The organism is [Brevibacterium] flavum, from assembly GCF_019317305.1.
Lineage (GTDB): Bacteria > Actinomycetota > Actinomycetes > Mycobacteriales > Mycobacteriaceae > Corynebacterium > Corynebacterium glutamicum.
Genome location: NZ_CP079240.1, coordinates 2,511,311 through 2,525,018, shown reverse-complemented (window position 1 = coordinate 2,525,018; position 13,708 = coordinate 2,511,311). Strand labels below are relative to the sequence as shown.

General features: G+C 52.7%; 21 protein-coding genes and 2 tRNA genes. All 23 read left to right on the top strand.

The features are described 5' to 3' along the window. The first annotated feature begins 86 nt into the window (after nucleotides 1-86). Nucleotides 87-296, top strand: a complete 210-nt coding sequence (locus KW808_RS12215) for a hypothetical protein (protein ID WP_003859176.1) — start codon at nucleotides 87-89, stop codon at nucleotides 294-296. Further along, nucleotides 289-597, top strand: a complete 309-nt coding sequence (locus KW808_RS12210; RefSeq protein WP_003859177.1) for a hypothetical protein — start codon at nucleotides 289-291, stop codon at nucleotides 595-597. Before KW808_RS12215 ends, KW808_RS12210 begins: the two co-directional genes overlap by 8 nt. Then, entirely contained in the window at nucleotides 594-1,232 is a 639-nt protein-coding gene (locus tag KW808_RS12205) for an exonuclease domain-containing protein (RefSeq protein WP_003859178.1), read from the top strand. Before KW808_RS12210 ends, KW808_RS12205 begins: the two co-directional genes overlap by 4 nt. A 204-nt stretch (nucleotides 1,233-1,436) precedes the next feature. Further along, nucleotides 1,437-1,679 (top strand): hypothetical protein, encoded by a 243-nt coding sequence (locus tag KW808_RS12200; protein WP_003859179.1) that lies wholly within the window; start codon nucleotides 1,437-1,439, stop codon nucleotides 1,677-1,679. A gap of 3 nt (nucleotides 1,680-1,682) precedes the next feature. Beyond that, nucleotides 1,683-2,291 carry a hypothetical protein gene (locus KW808_RS12195; protein WP_003859180.1) on the top strand — a complete coding sequence of 203 codons (609 nt, stop codon included), beginning with the start codon at nucleotides 1,683-1,685 and terminating at the stop codon, nucleotides 2,289-2,291. Beyond that, on the top strand, nucleotides 2,281-2,526 hold the full coding sequence (locus KW808_RS12190) for a hypothetical protein (RefSeq protein ID WP_003859181.1): 246 nt from the start codon (nucleotides 2,281-2,283) through the stop codon (nucleotides 2,524-2,526). The genes KW808_RS12195 and KW808_RS12190 overlap by 11 nt, the downstream gene beginning before the upstream one ends. Nucleotides 2,527-2,884: 358 nt before the next feature. Beyond that, a tRNA-Trp gene (locus tag KW808_RS12185) sits at nucleotides 2,885-2,957 on the top strand. Between the two features lie 251 nt (nucleotides 2,958-3,208). Next, nucleotides 3,209-3,280, top strand: a tRNA-Asn gene (locus tag KW808_RS12180). Nucleotides 3,281-3,310: 30 nt separating this feature from the next. Further along, nucleotides 3,311-3,637 (top strand): hypothetical protein, encoded by a 327-nt coding sequence (locus tag KW808_RS12175; protein WP_003859182.1) that lies wholly within the window; start codon nucleotides 3,311-3,313, stop codon nucleotides 3,635-3,637. 98 nt (nucleotides 3,638-3,735) lie between these two features. Continuing rightward, entirely contained in the window at nucleotides 3,736-3,918 is a 183-nt protein-coding gene (locus KW808_RS12170; protein WP_003859183.1) for a hypothetical protein, read from the top strand. A 20-nt stretch (nucleotides 3,919-3,938) separates the two neighbouring features. Then, a complete protein-coding gene (locus KW808_RS12165; RefSeq protein ID WP_003859184.1) occupies nucleotides 3,939-5,204 on the top strand; it encodes an AAA family ATPase in 1,266 nt (421 codons plus the stop codon). A gap of 132 nt (nucleotides 5,205-5,336) precedes the next feature. Continuing rightward, nucleotides 5,337-5,708 carry a hypothetical protein gene (locus tag KW808_RS12160; protein WP_003859185.1) on the top strand — a complete coding sequence of 124 codons (372 nt, stop codon included), beginning with the start codon at nucleotides 5,337-5,339 and terminating at the stop codon, nucleotides 5,706-5,708. Beyond that, nucleotides 5,671-7,209 carry a terminase large subunit domain-containing protein gene (locus tag KW808_RS12155; protein WP_003859186.1) on the top strand — a complete coding sequence of 513 codons (1,539 nt, stop codon included), beginning with the start codon at nucleotides 5,671-5,673 and terminating at the stop codon, nucleotides 7,207-7,209. The genes KW808_RS12160 and KW808_RS12155 overlap by 38 nt, the downstream gene beginning before the upstream one ends. A gap of 9 nt (nucleotides 7,210-7,218) precedes the next feature. After that, nucleotides 7,219-8,502 (top strand): phage portal protein family protein, encoded by a 1,284-nt coding sequence (locus tag KW808_RS12150; protein WP_003859187.1) that lies wholly within the window; start codon nucleotides 7,219-7,221, stop codon nucleotides 8,500-8,502. Further along, entirely contained in the window at nucleotides 8,477-9,664 is a 1,188-nt protein-coding gene (locus KW808_RS12145; protein ID WP_003859188.1) for a head maturation protease, ClpP-related, read from the top strand. The genes KW808_RS12150 and KW808_RS12145 overlap by 26 nt, the downstream gene beginning before the upstream one ends. Before the next feature lie 13 nt (nucleotides 9,665-9,677). After that, complete coding sequence (locus KW808_RS12140) at nucleotides 9,678-10,082, top strand: hypothetical protein (RefSeq protein ID WP_003859189.1); 405 nt, start codon at nucleotides 9,678-9,680, stop codon at nucleotides 10,080-10,082. A gap of 82 nt (nucleotides 10,083-10,164) precedes the next feature. Further along, complete coding sequence (locus KW808_RS12135; protein ID WP_003859190.1) at nucleotides 10,165-11,088, top strand: phage major capsid protein; 924 nt, start codon at nucleotides 10,165-10,167, stop codon at nucleotides 11,086-11,088. After that, nucleotides 11,088-11,471: a hypothetical protein gene (locus KW808_RS12130; protein WP_003859191.1), complete on the top strand. Its 384-nt coding sequence runs from the start codon at nucleotides 11,088-11,090 to the stop codon at nucleotides 11,469-11,471. Before KW808_RS12135 ends, KW808_RS12130 begins: the two co-directional genes overlap by 1 nt. A 9-nt stretch (nucleotides 11,472-11,480) precedes the next feature. Continuing rightward, nucleotides 11,481-11,918: a Gp19/Gp15/Gp42 family protein gene (locus KW808_RS12125; protein ID WP_003859192.1), complete on the top strand. Its 438-nt coding sequence runs from the start codon at nucleotides 11,481-11,483 to the stop codon at nucleotides 11,916-11,918. Beyond that, a complete protein-coding gene (locus KW808_RS12120; protein ID WP_003859193.1) occupies nucleotides 11,915-12,247 on the top strand; it encodes a hypothetical protein in 333 nt (110 codons plus the stop codon). Before KW808_RS12125 ends, KW808_RS12120 begins: the two co-directional genes overlap by 4 nt. Beyond that, nucleotides 12,247-12,546 (top strand): hypothetical protein, encoded by a 300-nt coding sequence (locus KW808_RS12115; protein ID WP_003859194.1) that lies wholly within the window; start codon nucleotides 12,247-12,249, stop codon nucleotides 12,544-12,546. The genes KW808_RS12120 and KW808_RS12115 overlap by 1 nt, the downstream gene beginning before the upstream one ends. Nucleotides 12,547-12,584: 38 nt before the next feature. Continuing rightward, nucleotides 12,585-12,953 (top strand): hypothetical protein, encoded by a 369-nt coding sequence (locus tag KW808_RS12110; protein WP_144290601.1) that lies wholly within the window; start codon nucleotides 12,585-12,587, stop codon nucleotides 12,951-12,953. Continuing rightward, on the top strand, nucleotides 12,943-13,638 hold the full coding sequence (locus tag KW808_RS12105) for a hypothetical protein (RefSeq protein WP_003859196.1): 696 nt from the start codon (nucleotides 12,943-12,945) through the stop codon (nucleotides 13,636-13,638). The genes KW808_RS12110 and KW808_RS12105 overlap by 11 nt, the downstream gene beginning before the upstream one ends. Nucleotides 13,639-13,708 lie beyond the last annotated feature (70 nt).

Here is a 13,708-nt window from a genome sequence, read left to right as displayed (position 1 = left end):
CAAAAATCAACCTATAGGGCCAAGCTCTGCAGACTCTGCGCCACAAAAGCAATGGCCCCATGGAACCCACAGAAAGGAATCTACCCATGACACCCCAAGAAATTGCCGACAAGCTCACCCCACCTCTCAGGCTGGCGCTCCTGGACTTCGCCAGAGGGAAACGCGGACTCTCGAAAGAATCCCTCGAAACCTTCGAACGCCTTGGGCTTCTCGAAATCGACGAATGCGGATCCACGATCTACACCGACCACACCAATAAAGTCATTGCAATCATCGAAAGGGAACGACGTGGATAACGAATTCGAAAAGAAACACCTCGCCATCACCAACACCAATTCAGACGGCATGGAATATATCGTGTCCAGAGTGGTTGTAAAACCATTCACGATGACGTTCATTCCTAGAGACATGATGATCGAATACGCCACCAGGGGAACCTACGTTCGATTCCGTAGAACACTGAAAATACGCATGGATAGATTTGAACGCCTCTGCAGAGCAATCGCCGACACACACGAAACCATCGACCTCAACACACTCATGGATCTAGCACGACCACACAACGAAGTGCTCACACTTACCGAAAGGAAAGAATGAAACCCGCATACATCGGACTCGACATAGAGACCACCGGCCTGGACCCCCACAACGATTCCATTTTGGAAGTCGGAGTGGGGTTTTTTGATACCAACCTGAATTTGATCCACGTGACCTCGCAAGTCATCGGATACGACCAAAAATACTTCACCAAAATGGTTCACAGCATGCCAGAAGTCGTCAAAGAAATGCACACCAAAAACGGCTTGATCGACGACATCCTTACATCAGATAATCCGCGTCGTAGAGAAGTGGAAGACTCACTGTGTGACCTCATTGATGAATACACCGATGAGCAACTTCCCATGCTTGGATCATCGATCACCTTTGATCGAAGCTTCCTAGATGAGTACATGCCAAAACTTCACCAAAGGTTCCATTACCGATCATTGGACGCCACATCAGCGAAGTTCGCGGCACTGTCCCAATTCCACGAAGAAAACCAACCCGAGATAGAAACCGCTATCTCTGATCTTTCTGAATCATTGACCCACGCAATGATCGAAGAGCACGGATTATCGAAAGATGTCGCCATCCCACACAGAGCAGCCTACGACCTGATCGCTTCCGCAGCTTTAGTGAAATCGTCAATGGCGATGGTGAAATCACTCGGCTTCCACGAAAAAGCGCAGTGAATCTTTGTAATTTGTGCGGACGAAAAATCAAGTGGGGAACTGACCATGGTCGTTGGTTCCCCCTTGATCCGACACCTCACCCTGATGGCAGGTTCCTCCGGATCAAAGGAAAATACATCTATGTTTTCGGGGTGAGGCGTGAACTCGCACAAATCAAAAACCGGCCCTTGCTCGACCTACATAATTGCCCAGAAAGAGAGCGCTATGAAGGAACCCCCAAAACTTAAACCCGATCGATCAAAACCAGCCTTCACAGCAACAGTCCTCCTTTGGATCATGCTGGCTATCCCAGGAGCAGTCGGTGCACTGATCTACCAGGAATGGCTAGTACTATGTGGAATTGCAGCCGGCCTTATCTTCATTGTCTTGCTCGCGCGGTTTATCCGCCATGAATCACAAAAAGTGGAAGCCCATGAAGAGCACATCATGAAACTGTGGAGGTATTGACCGGTGGATGAATTCGAATTCCGAAACGATGTCCAAAAGTTGAAGCGCGGATATCTGGAATTGGATCAGCTGAAGTATCAAAAGATCGTCCGATCAGAGCGCATCATGAAGTCGGCGCCTGGTTCTCAAGCACCAGCCCAATCGTGGCCAATGCACACGAAGATTGATCTGGTCAGAGATCTTCACGAGGTCGCAGCGGATGCAAGAAACAATATCGCGCCGCATGAATCTTTGGCTTATCCGAAGAATCATCCGGAAGCTGGCAACCTTTTCAGCGGCCCAGACCTCTGTGACTGGCTGTATCTCAAAGCTAACCCGTTGTCTGAATGGCCTATCGCTGATGAAACTGTTGGCGAAACGGTCCGCTCGCAAATCACTTTCATTGCACGAAACATTCCCCACGAAGAGGACATTCCTCAACGCCAAGAGCCGTGGCAGCTCGCGCCTGTCATCATCCAAAAACTCGAAAAGGTGGGTGTCACGATCACCCCTGAGCAGCTTCGCCAATGGGGAACACGTGGGCACATCCAAGTGGGGAAGCGTGCCGGCAAGAACACCTATCGACTCAGCCATGTTTTGAGGCATTTGAAAGGTAAGGAAGATGAAGAATAAGTGGACGCTTGTCATTGAAGCCGAGGGTGACAATATCGTAAAGATGTACCCAAAGGGAGATCCGATTCCGGGAGATGCTATCCACGTGCTCACCGTCGCGTTAAGTTCTTTGATCGTTAGCAACACCGTTGCTGGTGTGAATCGTGAGGAATTGGGAGTTCATGTCGCAGGGTCTTTGGGGGAGCTGATTCAGAAAATGTCAGTGCATGAAAAGGGGCGGCGCCCTAACACCTAGACATTTGTCACAGTGACAGCTACAATCGAACCGACGACACCGCACGCCCTCGATAACCTGGGTTGTGCGGTTTTGTTATTCCTTGAGTGAGTTCGTGGGGTTCTCATTTGGGTTTAGTCACGTCTTTGATCATCAGACGTTAAAGGATGATCTTCGGGTGATTGGCGCATGGAGTAGAGCACGGGGTCGCGCCCCGGAGAGCAGGTGCAACTCCTGTATCACCCACAGAGGTTGCCACTACATACGGCCTTGTCGGGCTACGAGGCAACGGCTTTCGGGAGCGACAACTCCTCGGGAAGTGATCACACTGAAACGGATTCGCGGAATTGTGTGCGACTGGTCCTCGTTACGGACATTTTGGTCATTAGCTCAATTGGCAGAGCGGCGGTCTCCAAAGCCGTTGGTTGCAGGTTCGAATCCTGCATGATCAGCAGGTGCTGTTAGACCCGCAAAAGAATTGAACGGGAAGAAGATAATAACTTCACGCACATACATGAATCGGTAGCAGGAGGAAGTCATCCCCGGCATGTCACGTGAGAGCGGTTCAAATCCGCGCAGCACCGCAAGGCGGTTTGATTAGTCAGGCCGCGTTTCCCTCCAAAGCTTAGGCTTTGCGCAAAAGGTTCCACCGCGCTGATAAGAGCTTCGGCTCTTCCATTTTTGGATAGGTGCGGTGGTCAATTGATCATTAGCTCAATGGCAGAGCATCCGGCTGTTAACCGGACGGCTGCAGGTTCGAATCCTGCATGATCAGCAAAAGATAATCAATTGAATAGGAGTGGTCATGACTTACAAGCTTCTTATCCTTGCTCAAAGTCGTAATGAAGCCCGCGATTGGGCACGCGAGAATGGAATGCACTGGCGAGACTATGTGATCGCCACGCCTTATTGGTCTAGCTCTCCACTTCGAGGGTATTCATTTAGTAAGTACCAGATCGTAGGCGCACCAATCTTCTTAGATGGGCAGATCGAATCTCTCATATTGAAGTTCGCTTCGTCTGAAGAAAACCTTGGAACTTATCGCCGAATGGTTGAAGAGCTAGGGGAGCGTAAGGCTGCATACGCCAAGAAGCGAGAAGAGTACGCAGAACACACACGGTTAGCATCGTGAATAGCTAAATAGCCCGGCGCGCTTGGCGATTCGTCCCGCCTACAGCGAATCAAAAGAAAATGCAGGCCACCAGTAAAAAACTAAACAGGGGGAATCGCATGAGCTTACCTATCGAAAATCACGTGAAAATCAGCAACTCCGGCAAAATCACCATCGACGGACGTGAGGTGCTCGTCACGCAGGACAGCGTTGAATTGCTCAACGCAGGTGGCAACGGAGACCCCATAGAGCTGAGACTGACTCTCATACCAGCATCGATCACACTGGAAAATGACGTTTAACAACAGGTGAGGAGGTGAGTATGACCCTCCACATCGTCACCGGCTCACCAGGCTGCGGCAAGTCCACCTGGATGAGAAACACTGCCAAGCCGGGAGATATCCAGATTGGATCCGACGAACTTACCAACGCACTCACCGGGCAACAAGAGTCCAAACACCACCACACCACTACGGCGAAGAAGATCAGCAAGGCTGCGAGGGAAGCAGCCATCCAAGAAGCAATCAAGCACCGCAACCAGGTTGATGTGTGGGTACTGATCTCCAACCTGACTGACTCGCAGGCAGCGCAGTGGCGCCGGCATGGTGCGCGCTTCATCGTCATTGACCCAGGCTATGACCTAGCCATGCAAAGATGTAGAGCACACAGGCCGGGCTACAAACACCGCCTCGTCGACTCCTGGTACGACCGGCGCAGTGAGTGGCCACGTGACGCAGAGATCATCGATCCCGGCGAACTCGACAGCCCAGGACAATACAGCGCACCACCAGCCAAGGACAAGGTGAAGCGCGGCAGCGTCGCAGTCCACGTAGTCACTGGTCCACCAGCAGCCGGCAAGTCCACCTATGTACGAGACCGACGCCAGTCAGGCGACGTCACCATCGACTATGACACCATCGCCAACGAACTCTCCGGCCTGGAGCCTGCCAACCATGGGCACACCCAACACATCAAGCAGATCACCAAGAAAGCCCGCCAAGCAGCCATCGACGCAGCAATCAGCATGGACGGCGACCACACAGTATGGATCATTCACTCCTCACCATCACCAACACTCCTGCAGTACTACAAGAGCATTGGTGCTGTGATCGACGAGGTTGATCCAGGAAAAGACGTCGTCATGCGTCGAGTCAAAGCGGAACGACCAGCAAGCATGTTAAAAGTCGCTGCAGCATGGTACGCCAACAAAACACCCCAAGTACCACAAGCACAGGCAACAACCACTGAGCGTGGCTACGGCTGGTCACACCAGCAAAAACGCGAAAGCCTACTACGCGCACACACAGATGGCAGTCCGTGCTGGTGGTGTGGACTGCCGATGCATAAGGACAAGGCTAAGAACTGGGATCAAAAGGCATTGGCGCGTGATCATCTCGAGGCTGATGGCGCAAAGAACCGCTCGAAAGCTGATCAGCTGCTTCACTTCACATGCAACTCGCAACGCCAAGACGGGCGAAATGACCACATTCGCCCAGCAATAACTGGTCGTCATCCGTCTGAGCCGCTCGACACGTCGACGGTTTCGGGGTCGGGCTTCAGCTTCGGTGGCGTGTCTTTCTGCACCTGACCAGCACATATAAGGGCACCCTAATAATCTTAATGGGGTGCCCAACCCCTGACCCCCCTTCGGCCCGCAGTCAGGGATTTTTTACACTCGCCCAAAAAGTTTGCCTGACCTGCGGAAAGGAATGACCAAAAGTTGCCTAATCCTGATGATCTGGAAGCGCTGTTTGAGCTAGAAACCTTCGAGGCAGGCGGTAGGGAATTATGGGACGGGATGAGCGATTCACGTGACCCTTCTGACGTTGTTGCACTTGTGGTTGAGAGCTGTCGTATTAAGGATCGTCTCGATCGGCTGCACCGGCTGGCGTCACGTGATGATCATGAGTGGGGGCGAATCATCCCACACAGGGATTCTGATACTGAATTCGTGTTGGAGATCAGCAATGTGCTCCGCGAGCAACGCCAAACCGAGGTCGTCTTTAAGCAGCTTGTTGCGGAGGTGAACAGGAGGCGGGAGGCATATGACAACGATGACATTGACGAAGAGGGAGGACTATCCGACCTCTGATGATTTCCCGGAATTGACGGGCAAACAGTCTCCGCTTTTTCTGCGTGAAGCACCAGGCGATCATGAACATGGTAGGAAAAACATTGAGCTGGCGCGCCGGGCTGGTGTGAAGCCGATGCCGTGGCAGGAAAATGAAATTAATGCGATGAATGCCACTCAGGAGGATGGGAAGTGGACGCATTCGGATGCGATTCTGATCGTTCCTCGTCAGAACGGTAAGTCGCTGATTGTGGCTTTGGTTGTGCTTTACCGAATTTTCGTCCTTGGGCAGAAAGTCCTTTTCACTGCTCAGCAGTGGGATACGGCAAAAGAGTTGTGGGAAGAAACCTGGAAGATCGTTAAGAGCCGCAGGTTCCTGCAAAAGCTTGTAACAAGCAAAACCTGTTCGCAGGGCCGGGGGACAATCTTCTTAGCGAACGGTGGTCGAGTGGTTTTCACGACTCGGTCTGAAGATGCTGGTCGTGGTTTGACGAAGATTGATCTTTTGATTTACGACGAGGCTTATAACCTCACGGATGGTGAGATGGCAGCGCTGTCGTTTCTTTCGCAGGCCGCTGAAGATCCGCAGGTGTTTTTCATGTCGTCGTCGGTGCATAAAGATTTCCCGCAGCATCAGAACGGGAAAGTTTTATCGGCGATGCGGCAGCAGGCATTAGAGGAGTGGGATCCGGAGGAGCCTGCTTATCTAGCGGAATATGCAGCACCGAAAGAACTTGACCCGAGTGATGAACAGACGTGGAAGATTTCTAACCCGTCGTATGGTGTCATTTCTGATCGGAAGAAAATGCTTCGGATTATGAAGCGTATGAACACTGAAGCAGGCCGGATTAACTTCGGGGTGGAAGCGCTTGGGTGGGCTTCGTGGTTTGAAGATCTTACTGGAACGGAATTTACCCCTGTGGTCTCTGATGAAGATCTTGATGAGGTCATGACCGTTGATGCGCCGATGCTGTCGCACAGTGTGGTGTGTGTTGATGCGTCTCCTGATCGTGAGTTCTGTTCGATCGCGCTAGGTGGTAAGGCCGGTGATCAGGTTTATGGGATGGTCGGCTATCACAGTGCTCTTAATGTGAAAGTGGTTGTCGACGCCATCATTGAGGTCATTAAGGTAGCTAACCCGATGGCGATTCTTATTGATCCGAAGTCGCCTGCTGAAGTGCTGGTCGCACCTCTTGAAAAGGCTGGATATGACGTGACGAAGCTTTCTTGGTCTGATGTTAAGTCCTCGACTGCGGCGTTCCTTCAAGGTGTTGATGATCGTGATTATCTCCTCCAGGATTCGCAGATTATCCGTGATGGCATCGCGTGTGCGGAGCTTCGGGAGGATAAGGACGGAGGTATCGCGTGGGCTCGCAGGTCGGGAATTATCAGTCAGTTGGTTGCGCTGTCAGGGGCTATGTGGGGAGTGCAGCGTTTCGCGCCGTTGCCGAAGAAGAAGAACATGCCTGTGGCGAAGAATCGTGTGGTTCGTCGTCCTCGCAAAAAAGTTCGGCATTACTAGGAGGTGGCAATGGCTGATGTGAATACTGTTTCTGGGGAGAGGGGTTATGCCCGTCCTCAGAGGCGGTCTGTGATTCGTGAGGATAACCCAGATCTGATTCATCCTCGTTCGGTGCGGACTTTCGCGAAAATGGCGAGGGAGGACGCTCAGGCGAAGTCGGTCATTAAGGCTGTGACTTTGCCGATTGAGCGTACGACGTGGCGAATTGCGCCTAATGGTGCGGATCCTGCTGTTGCTCGGATGGTGGCGGAGGATCTTAACCTTCCCATGATTGGGGATGTTGCGGCTGATCAGAAGTCGAATCTGGGGAAAGTCGCTTGGCAGGAACATTTACCGTGGGCGTTGAAGATGCTGGTTTATGGGCATGCTTTCTTTGAGAAGGTTTATACCGATGGGTCTGATGGCCCGCAGCGTTTGCGGAAGCTTGCTCCTCGACTCCAGGACACGATCAAGAAGATTGATGTTGCGTATGACGGTGGGTTGGAGTCGATCACGCAGAAGGCGACGACTGATCGTAATGGACGTTTTTACCCTGAAGTTGAGCTGGAAGTTTCACGCCTTTTGGCTTATGTAAATGAGCCGGAGGACATGTCTTGGGTTGGTACGTCGCTGCTTCGGCCGGCATACAAGCATTGGATTAAGAAGGATGACCTCCTGGAGCTTGAGGCAATTGTTCTTGAGCGTAACGGCATGGGGGTTCCCACCTACGAGAGTTATTCAGATTCTGATCAGGATGATATTGATCGTGGTCAGGAAATGGTGGAGGGGCTTCGCGCTGGTGACACTGCGGGCGCGTCGATTAAGAAGGGCTCATCACTTTCTATTGAGGGTGTGAAGGGGCAGCTAGTTTCGCCACGTGAGGCGATTGTCTACCACGATTCTCAGATTGCAAGGTCTGCTCTTGCCCATGCTTTGAACCTCGAAGGCAAGGGCGGCTCCTATTCGCTGGCGGAAGTACAAATGGACTTGTTCATCCAGTACCTGCAGGCCATCGCGGAGCGGATCGCGACGATTGCGAACAAGTATCTGGTTGAAGACATGGTGGAGAAGTTCACAGGAGAGCGGGTCGGACCGTTCCCGCTGATCACTTTTGACCCTGTGGGGTCGAAGAAGGAACTCACTGCTGAAGCGTTAGCTGGTCTTGTTCGTGATGGGGTGATCCGCCCCGATAAGGATCTTGAGGAAGAGATCCGACGCCGATACAACCTTCCACCGAAGAGGCCTTTGGAAGAGGCGTTAGCTGAGAAGAATTCAGAGAGGGGAAATAATGAACAAACCAACCCTGGCAGTTAGTGCCACAGGCAGTGCTGGTGAGGTCTTAATCTACGACACTATCGGCGGTTTTTGGAGTGAGACGGACGCGAAGTCTTTCGCTGAAAACATCGCGGGCCTAGAGGTCGATGAACTTACTGTTCGAGTGAACAGCCCTGGTGGTGATGCCTTTGATGGCGTTGCCATTATGAACGCACTGAAGCGCCACCCCGCGCGTGTTACGGCATATGTTGATGGGTTGGCGGCCTCTGCAGCATCAGTCATCGTGATGGGCGCTGACGATGTTGTCATGTGTGAGGGTTCGCAGATCATGATTCATGATGCGATGGTGTGGGCTGGCGGGAACGCTGGGGAGCTTGAGAAAGCTGCGACGATGGTTGACAAGCTCTCTGATGATATGGCGGGCATTTATTCCCGTAAGGCTGGCACTCCGAAGGATGAGTGGCGGGAGTCGATGCGGGCAGAGACGTGGTTTTCCGCTGCTGAGGCGGTCTCTGTAGGTCTTGCCGATCGCATTGATGAGGAAGAAACCGCAGATATTGATGTGACGGCGCTGGCACGGAATCCCGTGTTTGCCCAATTTAAATATTCAGGCCGTGAGCATGCGCCACTTCCGGCGATGCTTGCGGTTGACCGGAAGGATCCACAGATGGAACTACGTAAGCTTGTGGCGCAGAAACTTGGTCTGCCCGCGAACAATCTTGATGATGACATGGTGCTTGCTGCGCTTGATGAAGTCCTCCAGGAGCAGGAGCCATCGGAAAGCGAGGGCCCCGTTGATGCGGTTGCTGCTGCTGAAGAGGAACTTCAGCAGGCTCATGATGACAAAGACCCCGTCGATGACTCTGACCAGGTCATCGTAAGTAAGGACGTGTGGGAAGACGTGCTGGAACGTGCCGCACGCGGTGACGCTGCGGACGCTGAAAACGCAGAGCGCGAAGCTGACGAGCTGGTCACAGCAGCGATCAAGGAAGGCCGAATCCTCGCGTCTAAGAAAGACCAATGGGTGGCGCTAGCTCTTGATGATTTCGGGGCTACGAAGGCGAAGCTGGAGAAGTTTGCGTCAGGAACGATCCCGGTCTCTGAAAAGGGCCGTGGTGGATCTGATGCTTCCCGTTCAGCAGTTGCAACCAATCACAAGAAAATGACCGAGTCGTTCCTTGCTGCGACTGGTCTGAAGTAAGGAGAAAAATAGAATGGCTACTTTCAATTCAGTTAATTTGACCCGTGAAGCTGGCGAGGTCATTGAGCCGTACCGTCTGGTGTCTACCGCAGCAGGAAAGATCACTCATGCTGATGGCACTGAGCTTCCTTTTGGTGCAGTCACTGAGGGCGCAACGCCTGAGGCTGATCGTCCCGATGGGTACCTTGCACATGGTCTTCCGCATGTTGTGCGTGTTCACGCTGAGCAGTCTGTTGTGAAACTTCAGACTGAAGCAACAGGGCTCGTGGAAGGCGATCTGGTCTATGCGGCCGCTGATGGTCTGGTTGCGAAGACCGGCACTGTTGCCGTGGGCCTGGTGGATAAGCCCGAGTCAGGTGGCATTGTCCGTGTGAACCTTTTCCACCCGATCGCACTTGCTGCGAACGTCGCACCGTAACCCAACTCTTTTCCGCACCCTTTCCCATTGTGGGTTGAGGGTGTTTTTCATGCCCAAAGATAATCCCGAAAGGGGAAAAATAATGGCTCAAACTAATTCTGCATTCAGTGCTGACAAGATCACCGTTGAGGATATGGTCAGCGACCCAACTTGGATCTCTTCTTTTGCGGGGGAGTGGCTCGATGGCACAGATATTGCCGATGCGCTGTTCCGCGAGGGTGGCCCGAATGAAGGTGTGGTTGCATTCCGTGAAGCTGCGGCACCGTTCCTCAACGACGAGCCAGAGAATCTGGCCGAGTTTGCTGAGATCCCCGTGTCTGAGATGAATACCGGCAAGCTGCGTTCCATCATTGGTCAGCGTGTTGCTCTTGGTATTCAGATTTCCCGTGACATGGTTAAGCGCAACCAGCTGCATTTTGTCACCAATCAGCTGATCGCTCTGCGAAACACGATGGTGAAGTCTGGTATTGATTCTTCCATTGCGGCTTTCAAATCTGCGAATGTGCCAACTTTGAATGTCACGTTGGATTGGGAGAACGCTGACGCTGTCCCGCTGAAGGATTTGCGTGTTGGAAAGCGCATGGTTGCGAACTTCCGTGCCCCTAATGCTCCGGATAAGAAGATGGGATACAAGGCAGATACTCTGCTGGTGTCTGAATCTAATCTTGAGCTTGCTCTCTGGCACGAGTCAGTGCAGAAGCTCTTCCGTGGCAATATTGCTTCGGAGAACCCGCTGTACAAGGATGACGACCCTTCCTCTGTGTCTGGTCTTCGCATTCTGTCTCACCCGCTGCTTGAGGATGATGAAACCTACATTCTGCAGCGTGGTGTTGCAGGGTTCCGATCTGATGAGGATCCTCTGACGATCACTGACCTTTATGCCCCAAATGGCGAAAATGGTTACGGTGGTTCGACGCAGTCTTGGCGTGCTGATGCTTTCCGCAAGCGCATCATTGCTTTGGATAACCCTGGTGCGGTTGTCCGCCTGGTGGGAGTGACTCAGTAATGAAACTTGTTTTGACGGTTGGGACTTGGTATCAGCTTGATTCTGGTCGGTTCGTGAAGCGCGTCAAGGGTGATCTTGTCGAGGTGAGTGAGCAGACTGGTGCGTGGCTTTTGCGTGTTGGTTCTGCAAAACACCCTGGGGGCGAGGCAGAAGCTGAGGAATCTCAGGAGCAGGAAACTCTTTCTACAGGAGGTGTAGCCCCGGAGCCTGATTCAGAGGTTGAACCTTCTGAACCTGCTGAATCCCCGGATGAGCATACAGATGTAGTTGATCGTCCTGCGAACGCTGCGAACCGTGCCACCTGGGATGCCTACGCACGTAAGCAGGGCATCGATCCTACCCAGTTCAAGCAGAAGGATGAGCTGATCGCAGCCCTTCCCTAAGGAGGGACCATGGCGTTAGTAGAAGTCGATGACGTGACAGAGCGTCTCCCTGAAACTGTTTTGCCGCTTTCTGAGCATGACGAAATTCGTGTTGATCGGTTCTTGAACGATGCGGAAGAAATCATTCGGGATGCGTTCTTGCGGAATCATCGCTACTTGGACACAGAGATTCTTGTTGTTCCGTGGCTGGAACGTGCAGTGATTCGTACGGTGCGGGAAATGGTGTCAGCGTCGCTGATCATCGGACCTCATGTTGGGTTGAATAGTGCAAGCTCCACGACTGGTCCGCAGTCGGATTCTGCGTCGTATCGTGATGTGCCGATGGTGAGTTTTTCAGGCCCGAAGTTGACTGATGAGCTACGGGACGATCTTGGGCTTCCTATCACGGTGCGTTCGCGGTGGAAGTTCCCTTCCCCGCGTAAGTGGCCGGAGAGGAGATTCCGATGAGTGAAACTATCCGTGTTCTTGGTGAGGATTCTTATCATCCCGAAACTGGTGTCCTGATTCCAGGTGCTTCGCGCAGCATTGCGGGTTGCGTCATTGACACCGCTGGTCAATCAAAGATCGATGGTGCCGATGTTTCTGATGGCAACACTAATCGGCTCCGGGTGCTGGCCCCTGCAGGGGCAGTGATATCGGAGGGTGAGGCCGTTGAGATTCGTGGCCTCGTCTACTACGTGGCTCATATCCCTTTTGATTATTCCGTTGGACGCCGTCCTGTTCTTGCTAGGCATAAGCCGAAGACGCTTTTCATTGTGGAAAGGCGTGAGGGCTGATGGCAAAAGCTGGTAAGGCAAGCATCGTTATTGATTCTGATCGGCTAATGGAGTGGGTGAGGAAAGCCCACACAGAAACCGTTCATGATACTGCGGAGGATGTAGCGGAGACCGTGCGGTCGAAGCTTCCTGAAGATGTGGAAGTTGTGGTCAATGATCATATTTCCGCTGCGGGGAGGCCTGTTTCGGTGGTGACGATCATTCATCCTTCAGGTATGGCGCGCCAAGCTCGAGACGGCATTTTAACCCGGTCAGCTGCTGAGCACGGGTTGACGGTCACCAGGACGGAGGACGGCTGATGTTTTGGTTTCAGCAGGACGCTCCCACGCTTTTGCGGATGAAAATTAAGCAGGCCATGGGCGAGCAGGCTGATCGGGTGGTTGAGGAAGTCCCTGATGGGTGGACTCCGCGTGATGGCCCGATCATCACCGTTGTCGCTGACGGGCCTCAACGATCAGCGCAGGCCACAGATCAGGAGCTTGTCAGAGTTACTGTCCGTTCGGGAGTGCACAGCGCATCTCGAAAAATCATGACCGATATTGAGGCATTTTTCACAACCCCAGGAATTCATCTCCTGGGGTTTTCTATTTCCAAATCACGCGGAACGAAGCTGATTTCGGGGCCTGACTCCTTTTTTGGTGGATATTTCGCATCTCGCGTGTACGGCGTGGGAACAACCCGAAAGGTAAAGAATAATGGCGCTTAAGCGTAACCCTGCTTGGATTAAAGATCTGGAAGACCGAGAAACTTTCATTAGTTTTCTTGAGGATCCAAAGATTGGTCTTGGTGGTCTTTTCGGCGATGGCTGGCACACCGTTGGTATTGAGACCGATGACTCCACTGCGGCTCTGAGTCGTGAGCTTACCGAGTCCACCACCGTTGGTTCTGGCTATGGTGTGGTCTCTCGCTCTTTCAAGGCTGGCGCGGTTTCCTCCGTTGTCGACGCCCTGGAGGAGAACCCGGTTGTTGACTACATCGAATGGCCTGACACCGCACGCAGCTCTGACGGCAAGGTTCTTGGCCGTCGTCATAGCTCTAAGGTGGCTCGAGCACATGTGGCTCGTGTGACCGTTGGTAACGATGGCACGGTCAAGATTCAGGTCACCCGTGTCAAAGCAATGCTGACTATTGCTGAGCGTCCTCGTGGTGACGCTGCTGCAGGCAAGACGATCAATATCTCCTACGTCCCAGACTCTGACAAGTTTGTTTTTGAGGACCGTTTCTTCAAGGTCGAGGGAGGTGCAGTTGTGGAGTTCACTCCTAAGCGTTTCGTTGAAGATACCGCGATCACTGGAACTGAAAAGGTTCAGGTCGGTGGCGAAGGCGCTGAAGCAGCCGAAGTCGAGTTCGAGGAAATTGACGATAACCCAACCCCTCCAACTGGCGGCTAATCCATAAATTGCAGGGCCTAAGCGTTTCGTGGTGATTCCGCTTAGGCCCTCTACTGATCTTTTGCTGAAT